The 3670-nt window shown below is 69.8% G+C and carries 2 protein-coding genes and 1 pseudogene; 2 read left to right on the top strand and 1 reads right to left on the bottom strand.

What is annotated here, in order from left to right:
* Both P3W75_RS28215 and P3W75_RS31840 read left to right on the top strand, forming a co-directional pair.
* On the top strand, nt 1-1878 hold a 1878-nt coding region (locus tag P3W75_RS28215; RefSeq protein WP_276230615.1), incomplete at its 5' end, for a DUF1989 domain-containing protein.
* 88 nt (nt 1879-1966) lie between these two features.
* Nucleotides 1967-2935, top strand: a pseudogene (locus P3W75_RS31840) (methyl-accepting chemotaxis protein); the annotation flags it as partial.
* A gap of 368 nt (nt 2936-3303) precedes the next feature.
* Here the strand turns inward: P3W75_RS31840 and P3W75_RS28200 are convergent.
* Nucleotides 3304-3645 (bottom strand): DMT family transporter, encoded by a 342-nt coding sequence (locus P3W75_RS28200; RefSeq protein ID WP_276230616.1) that lies wholly within the window; start codon nt 3643-3645, stop codon nt 3304-3306.
* Between the last annotated feature and the right edge of the window lie 25 nt (nt 3646-3670).

Here is a 3670-nt window from a genome sequence, read left to right as displayed (position 1 = left end):
CTGCTGGTGCACCGCGCCAACCCACGGCGGGTGCTCGCCCCGCCGCTGCCGACGCCGCTGGGCGAGGTGGTCGACGAATTCACCATCCGCCCCGGCACGGCCAACGCCTACAGCGTGGCCGCCGGCCAGTTCATCCAAGTGCTCGACGTCGCCGGCCGCCAGTGCTCGGACTTCGTCGCCTTCGACCGGCGCGGCCTCGACGCCGGCCGCGAGATCGACCTCGACCCCACCGTCACCCGCACCCTGAACGGCAACGCCTACCCCGGCCCGGGCCTGTTCAGCCGCTTCTACGACCGCGACCTGCAGCCGATGCTGGAAGTGCTGCGCGACACCGTCGGCCGCCACGACACCTTCGCCCTCGCCTGCACCGCGCGCTACTACGAGGCGCAGGGCTACTTCGGCCACGCCAACTGCAGCGACAACCTCAGCCGCGCCCTCGCCGAACACGGCGTGCGCGGCCGCGCCGGCTGGCCGGCGATCAACTTCTTCTTCAACACCGGGGTCGACGCGCACCAGCAACTGACCCTGGACGAACCCTGGTCGCGCCCCGGCGACTACGTGCTGCTGCGCGCCATGACCGACCTGGTCTGCGCCAGCAGCAGCTGCCCGGACGACATCGACCCGGCCAACGGCTGGCAGCCCACCGACATCCACATCCGCGTCTACAGCGAAAAGGAGCGTTTCAGTATCGCCATGGCCAATCGCAAGGCGCCCGACGCCGACCCGCAGCTGACCCGCGAGAGCGGCTTCCACCCCGGCACCGCCGCCCTCACCCGGCAGTTCGTCGACTACCGCGGCTTCTGGACGCCGACCCACTTCGACGGCTACGGCGCCATCGAGGAATACCACGGCTGCCGCGAACGGGTGGCGGTGATGGACCTTTCCGCACTGCGCAAGTTCGAGGTGCTCGGGCCCGACGCCGAAGCCCTGCTGGACTACTGCCTGACCCGCGACGTGCGCAAGCTGGCGGTCGGCCAGGTGGTGTACTCGGCGCTGTGCTACGAGCACGGCGGCATGCTCGACGACGGCACCCTGCTGCGCCTGGGGCCGGACGCCTTCCGCTGGATCGGCGGCGAGGATTTCGCCGGCGACTGGCTGCGCGAACAGGCGCAGAAGCTCGGCATGAAGGTGTGGATCAAGAGCGCCTCCGAGCAGATCCACAACGTCGCCGTACAGGGCCCGCTGGCCCGTGCGCTGCTCAAGGAGATGGTCTGGACGCCGGGCACCCAGCCGCGCCTGGAGGACCTGGGCTGGTTCCGCTTCCTGGTCGGCCGCCTCAACGACTACAACGGCCCGCCGCTGATGGTCTCGCGCACCGGCTACACCGGCGAGCTGGGCTACGAGCTGTGGTGCCACCCGCGCGACGCCATGGCCGTGTGGCAACGCCTGTGGCAACTGGGCGAACCGCTGGGCCTGGTGCCGCTGGGCCTGCACGCGCTGGACACGCTGCGCATCGAGGCCGGGCTGATCTTCGCCGGCTACGAGTTCGACGACCAGACCGACCCCTTCGAGGCCGGCATCGGCTTCTGCGTGCCGCTGAAGAGCAAACAGGCCGACTTCATCGGCAAGGACGCCCTGTTGCGGCGCAGCGCCGCCCCGCAACGCCGCCTGGTGGGGCTGGAACTGGCGGGCAACGAGACGGCCCAGCACGGCGACTGCGTGCACGTCGGCCGGGCCCAGGTCGGGGTGGTCACCAGCGCCACGCGCTCGCCGCTGCTGGGCAGGAACATCGCCCTGTGCCGGCTCGACGTCGGCTACTGCGAGCCCGGCACCGAGGTGCAGGTGGGCAAGCTCGACGGCCAGCAGAAGCGCATTCCCGCCAAGGTCAGCGCCGGTACCGTGGCCTACGACCCGGAGAAGACCCGCGTGCGCGCCTGACGCGCTTCTGGAGAGGGTTTTGCAAGGGCCCTCGTGCACCGGCTCGCCGCGCGCGGGCCCCCACTTCCCAGCCCAGGAGATTCGGCCGATGTGGTTCAGCAAGGCATCCCGCACCCTGGCCGACGACCTCGGCCAGTGGCTCGACCAGCTTTCCTCCGACCCCGGCGTGGCCCCGCCGCGCGATTGCGACCCGCGCCTGCTCGGGCGCCTGCAGCGCCTGCAAGGCGACTGGCGCGAACTGGTGGACTTCCGCCGGCACGCCGAGCGGCAGCCGGCGCCGCCGTGCAGCGCCGAGGAATACGCCGCCCTGACGCAACGCCTGGGCGCCGCCGAGGACGACAATAGCCGCCTGCGCGAGGAACTCGACCAGCAGCAGCGCCAGCTCGAAGCGCTGGAGGCCGAGCGCCGCCAGTGGCGGGAGGACGGCGAAGTCTGGGCGCTGACCCAGCGCACCCTCACCGAGGGCTGCTGGGCGATGAACGTGGTCAATGGCGACCCCGATCACCCGCAGAACCTGATCCGCTGGTCCGAGCAGTTCCGCGAGCTGATCGGCTACCGCCGCGAGGAGTTCCCGGATGGCTGGGACAGCTACTTCGGCGTGGTCGACACGGACGACCTCAAGGGCGTCATGCAGGCCTTTGGCGCCGCCATGGCCGACGCCGATGGCGACGGCTCCTACGTGGTGGAGTACCGCATGCGCCACAAGACCCGTGGCCCGCTGTGGTTCCGCGAACGCGGGCGCTGCCTGCGCGACGAACGCGGGCGCCTGCTGTACGTGACCGGCGCGGTGCGCGAGATCAGCGACGAGAAGGCCGCCGCCAGCCTGCACGAACGCGAACAGGCGAGCATCCAGACCACCTACGGGCAGATCGCCCAGGTCGCCGGGGTGATCCGCGCCATCGCCGAACAGACCAACCTGCTGGCGCTCAACGCGGCCATCGAAGCGGCCCGCGCCGGCGACCAGGGACGCGGCTTCGCGGTGGTCGCCGACGAAGTCCGCAACCTCGCGCGGCGCACCCAGGAGTCGGTGCAGCAGATCCAGGCGATGCTGCAGCAGCCCTGAACCGGTAAGCACAAGCTTTTCGTAGGAGCGAGCTTGCTCGCGAAGGGTGCCAGCCGGCAGCAACTGTGCTTGAGATGAACTCCGTCCCCTCTCCCCAGCCCTCTCCCTGAAGGGAGAGGGGGCTAGTCCGTGCCGAGAGGAGGTCTGGTTTCAACCGGAAACCATCGGTGTTGCCGGCTAACTCCAGCCCCCCAGCTCTGCCCAACGGTCCCCTCTCCCTTCAGGGCGGGGCGCGTAGCCGAGGGTTAGGGAGAGGGCGCTCTCAAACCCAGCACCTCCGTTCCCTCTGTAGCCCGCGATTTCGCGCGCAGAGCGCGTCCTATATGAAAATGGCGCGAATGGGACAGTATCCACGATACCCCCTACACCACCTCCCCTCCCCCCACCAGCTTCAGCCCAACGATTCCCGCCACGATCATCACCAGGCACAGCGCCTTCAGCGCCCCCAGCGTCTCACCCAGGAACAGCGTGCCGTAGGCCACCGTGCCGAGGGTGCCGATCCCCACCCACACCGCATAGGCCAGGCCCAACGGCAGCTCGCGCACCGCCAGGCTCAGCAGGTAGATGCTCAGCGCCAGGAAGACGCCGCAGTACAGGCTCGGCCAGAGCCGGGTGAAACCTTCGGTGCGCGGGATGATCGAGGCGTACAGCACTTCGCAGGCCCCCGCCAGCAGCAGGTAGCCCCATCCGTTCAACCAGGCCATCGGCCAGTTCTCCTCGGCAAAAAGA

It is taken from the genome of Pseudomonas citronellolis (assembly GCF_029335315.1).
Lineage (GTDB): Bacteria > Pseudomonadota > Gammaproteobacteria > Pseudomonadales > Pseudomonadaceae > Pseudomonas > Pseudomonas citronellolis_A.
Note: the sequence above shows the minus strand (reverse complement) of the source record. Positions and strands in the feature narration are given on the sequence as shown.